Origin of the sequence: Actinomadura nitritigenes (assembly GCF_017573545.1) — a bacterium.
Taxonomy (GTDB): domain Bacteria; phylum Actinomycetota; class Actinomycetes; order Streptosporangiales; family Streptosporangiaceae; genus Spirillospora; species Spirillospora nitritigenes.
This window is the reverse complement of record NZ_JAGEOK010000090.1, coordinates 1-2901: the sequence shown is the minus strand read 5'-3', so window position 1 is coordinate 2901 and position 2901 is coordinate 1. Positions and strand designations below refer to the sequence as shown.

Annotated in this window: 4 protein-coding genes; all 4 read right to left on the bottom strand. The window is 70.2% G+C overall.

What is annotated here, in order from left to right:
- Nucleotides 1-106 precede the first annotated feature (106 nt).
- The 4 genes from J4557_RS48945 to J4557_RS48930 all read right to left on the bottom strand — a co-directional run bounded on the left by J4557_RS48945 (nt 107) and on the right by J4557_RS48930 (nt 2672).
- Nucleotides 107-1573 (bottom strand): FtsK/SpoIIIE domain-containing protein, encoded by a 1467-nt coding sequence (locus J4557_RS48945; protein WP_243777557.1) that lies wholly within the window; start codon nt 1571-1573, stop codon nt 107-109.
- Nucleotides 1574-1663: 90 nt separating this feature from the next.
- Nucleotides 1664-1963 carry an immunoglobulin domain-containing protein gene (locus J4557_RS48940; protein ID WP_208274802.1) on the bottom strand — a complete coding sequence of 100 codons (300 nt, stop codon included), beginning with the start codon at nt 1961-1963 and terminating at the stop codon, nt 1664-1666.
- Complete coding sequence (locus J4557_RS48935; protein ID WP_208274800.1) at nt 1963-2241, bottom strand: hypothetical protein; 279 nt, start codon at nt 2239-2241, stop codon at nt 1963-1965. The genes J4557_RS48940 and J4557_RS48935 overlap by 1 nt, the downstream gene beginning before the upstream one ends.
- Complete coding sequence (locus J4557_RS48930; protein ID WP_208274798.1) at nt 2241-2672, bottom strand: plasmid replication, integration and excision activator; 432 nt, start codon at nt 2670-2672, stop codon at nt 2241-2243. Before J4557_RS48930 ends, J4557_RS48935 begins: the two co-directional genes overlap by 1 nt.
- Nucleotides 2673-2901: the final 229 nt, after the last annotated feature.

The following is a 2901-nucleotide window of genomic DNA, read 5'->3' as shown; positions in this document are numbered from 1 at the left end:
ACCGCTTGCAGGACCTCACGCGCCAGCGGCGGCAGCGTCTTGACCACCGCCCCCGAACCGGTCTCCTCGGCCGCAGGGGCGTCCGACCCGTCGAGGGAGAGCTGTGTCACGCAGCCTCCCCGGTGTCGAGGACGGGAAGGCCGAAGGCGACCATCGCGCGGATGTCGTCATCGGAGACGTACGCGGCTCGGACGCGGACCGGGTCGGGGACGGTTTCCAGCCGGACGAACCCGACCCCCGCGCCGATCTCCGGGACCGAGCTGATCTGGTCGGCCAGGGCGCCACGGTCGCGGGCACCGTCCCCGAGAACCATGTCGACCTGTTCGTCCTCATCCAGGCGCAGCGCGATCCGGTCGGGGAACAGGTTGCGCAGGTTGTTGACCTCTTTGCGCGCGTCCTGCTGCGCCCCGATCACGCAGTACCCCACCGACCGGCCTTGCGAGGTGAGCACGGCCAAGGCCGACTCGGCCCGCTTGCGTAGGTCGCGTTCGGGGCAGTACGCGGTCAGGAACGCCAGCTCATCCACGATCACGACGCGGAACGGGTGCTCGTGCGTCGGCGTGAACGAGCGCGTGACTCCGGCGAACTGTTCGGCGCGGGCGTTCATGTTCTCGGCCGCCGCCTCCAGCAGCTCGACCATGCCGCCCTTGGGATCGTCGCTGTACCGCCCGTAGCGCTCGAACAGGGGACGGCCGAAGGACAGTTCCATGCGCTTGGGGTCGACCGCCCAGACCTCGACCAGGCCCGCGAGCATCAGCGGGAGCAGCGCGCGGACCGTCGACCAGATCACCGAGCCCTTGCCGGCCCCCGTCGCGCCCGCGATGAGCACGTGCGTTCCGAGGAGCCGCAGCCGCCACGGGGACCCGTCCTCGGTCCGTCCGATCTCCAGCGCCCGCAGGTCGACGTCCGCAGCGTCGGGGACGGGCAGGGCGGGGATCGGGACAGCGAGGGCGTCTTTGCGGACGAACTCCAGCCAGATCCGTCCCGGACGGTCCCCCTCCCGGACCCGGACGAGGGTCGCGCCGAAGCCGTGCGCCAGGTTCGGGGCGACTCGTTCCCACGCGTCGGGAGCCTGCCCTTTGAGCATCTTCACCAGCACGCGATCCGACGTCGGCCCGCAGCGGACCCGGACGAGGCTGGGCAGGTACTCCCGCCCCTTGTGGGTCTTGGTCAGGCCCGCTGTGACGAGGACGGGTTGCCAGTCGCGGCGGTAGACCATCACTAGCCGCCACCGGGCACGGGCCGGACGAGCGGCGTAGCGGACGAAGGACGGACGGTCCAGCCCCGCCCAGACGGCCAGGCCGACGAGGACGAGGGCCAGGACGACGAGCGGGACGGCCCAGCCGAAGCGGACGCCGAGCCAGCCGAGCCCGGTCGCGATCGAGACGGGGACGATGTTGCGGACCAGGAACACCACGGTTCGGACGAGGGTGCGGACGAGGTTGACGAGCAGGACCAGACCCTCGGGCATGTGCCACACCGGAGGCGCCCACTTGGGCGCCGCGAACGGGTCACGCTGTGCTTCGACGGCGACGTTCTCGCCGGGGCCGAGCTTGCGGAACTCCCAGGACATAGCCTGGACACCTCTTCTCTTCGTGTGGTTGGAGGGGAGAGAAGCGGGGCGGCCGGAGAGACCAGATCCAGCCGCCCCACCTGCTTTCGGTCAGGCCGCCGTGTCTCGCCGGGTATCGGCGTTGAGCGCGTGGAGCCGCTCGACCTCGTCCGCGTACCTCTCGAACGAGGCGGCGAGCCGACGCGCGATCTCGACGTCTCCGGCGGTCGGACACTCCGGATCGGTCGGCGCGATCACCACGTCCGCGCCCGCATGCATCACTGAGATCTGCGCCCGAGGACGGCCCGTGCTGCACAGCACCGACACCGACTCGTCCGGCTGCAAGCTGACCCCGATCCGCGTCGCCCCGTCCGGCTCGACCACAACCGTCGTGTAGGAGTAGGCGCCCATCAGGCAGCCACCCCCTTCCCGGAACGACGACCCGACGAGGGACGACGACCCGAGCGGTACAGCCGCTCGACCTCTACGGCGTAGGCCGCCGCCTGCTCGGCCAGCGAGCGCGCGAACTCGACGTCACCGGCGCCCAGTCGCTCGGGAAGGGCGAGGGTGACCAGCACCCGACCCGCCGAGACGGTGAACAGCGGCGTACGCGCCCGGAACGCCTTGAACTCGGTCGAGGCCGACGCGTCGACGGGCAGCGACAGCGCCGAGAAGCGCCCGCCCGCCATCAGGCAGCGTCCTTGGCCGCAGCGGCCGGACGGCCCGCGCCACCGCCCTTGCCCGGAGCCCGCACGGTCCGCGCCCGGAAGGAGTAGGCGATGCGGGTCCGCATCTCGCCGTTGGGCTTGCGGCCGGTCTCCTCGATCCACGGCGTGACCGTCATCCCGTCGAACTCGACCGGACGGAACGGCCCGAACGCCGGTTCCGGGACCACCGGGCAGACGTCGGCGTCAATCTTGATCTTGATCGCGGACGCCTTGTGGTTCGCGTCCGGGTCGGCGTCGTAGACGTCGATCACCCACACCGGCATACCGGTGTCCTTGTCGGTCTCCTGTCGCTTGGTCTCGAAGTTGGTCAGCGGCTCCGCCGGTCCGGTCGCGTACACGCCGTGCGGGAACACGTCCCCGAAGCTCACCGGAATCCGTCCCTGGATTGCCATCCTTGCCACTCCCTGTCGATCGGCCTTCTTGACGACACGGTTTGTCGAGTTGCTGTACTGAAGGCTACGCGCCGCAGGGCGAGTTGCAAGGTCTGCAAGACGACTTATCGAGTGATCTGGGTCACAGTCCGTAGGAGTCTTCGAGCACGTGAAGCGAGCCCGGTAGGGCGACCTCGACCACCAGGACCGTCCGCCCAGTGGAGTCGACCACCGAGCCCAGGACCGCGAG

What these genes read in the sequence shown, in the direction of transcription:
- J4557_RS48945 (WP_243777557.1), bottom strand. Translation starts at nt 1,573, where the DNA reads ATGTCCTGGGAGTTCCGCAAGCTCGGCCCCGGCGAGAACGTCGCCGTC.
- J4557_RS48940 (WP_208274802.1), bottom strand. Translation starts at nt 1,963, where the DNA reads ATGGGCGCCTACTCCTACACGACGGTTGTGGTCGAGCCGGACGGGGCG.
- J4557_RS48935 (WP_208274800.1), bottom strand. Translation starts at nt 2,241, where the DNA reads ATGGCGGGCGGGCGCTTCTCGGCGCTGTCGCTGCCCGTCGACGCGTCG.
- J4557_RS48930 (WP_208274798.1), bottom strand. Translation starts at nt 2,672, where the DNA reads ATGGCAATCCAGGGACGGATTCCGGTGAGCTTCGGGGACGTGTTCCCG.